The sequence below is a fragment of the Promicromonospora kroppenstedtii DSM 19349 genome (assembly GCF_000515355.1).
In the GTDB taxonomy this organism is placed as follows: domain Bacteria; phylum Actinomycetota; class Actinomycetes; order Actinomycetales; family Cellulomonadaceae; genus Promicromonospora; species Promicromonospora kroppenstedtii.
Map to the genome: position 1 here is coordinate 3,412 of NZ_KI911743.1, position 348 is coordinate 3,759.

Here is a 348-nt window from a genome sequence, read left to right on the forward strand (position 1 = left end):
GGACGGATGCGGACCTATCGGGCGCCGTCAGAGAGAATGCGCCCATGCGACTTCTGCTGCTGCGCCACGGACAGACCCCGTCGAACGTGAAGGGCCTGCTCGACACCGCGGTTCCCGGCCCCGGGCTGACCCTGCTCGGCGAGAAGCAGGCGGCCGCGGTCCCGGACGCGCTCCGGGACCGCGAGATCGGCGCCATCGCGGTCTCGTCCATGATCAGGACGTCGTTCACGGCCGCGCCGCTGGCGAAGGACCGCGGGATCGAGCCGGTGAAGCTCCCCGGCCTGCGCGAGATCGAGGCCGGCGACCTCGAGATGGCCGGCTCGCACGAGGCGCACCTGCGCTACCTCG

The 348-nt window shown here is 72.1% G+C and carries 1 protein-coding gene; it reads left to right on the plus strand.

Translation table 11 applies throughout. The features are described 5' to 3' along the window. Window positions 1-44: 44 nt before the first annotated feature. Window positions 45-348 (plus strand): histidine phosphatase family protein (locus PROKR_RS36055; protein WP_169736544.1); only part of this gene is annotated, 304 nt, incomplete at its 3' end.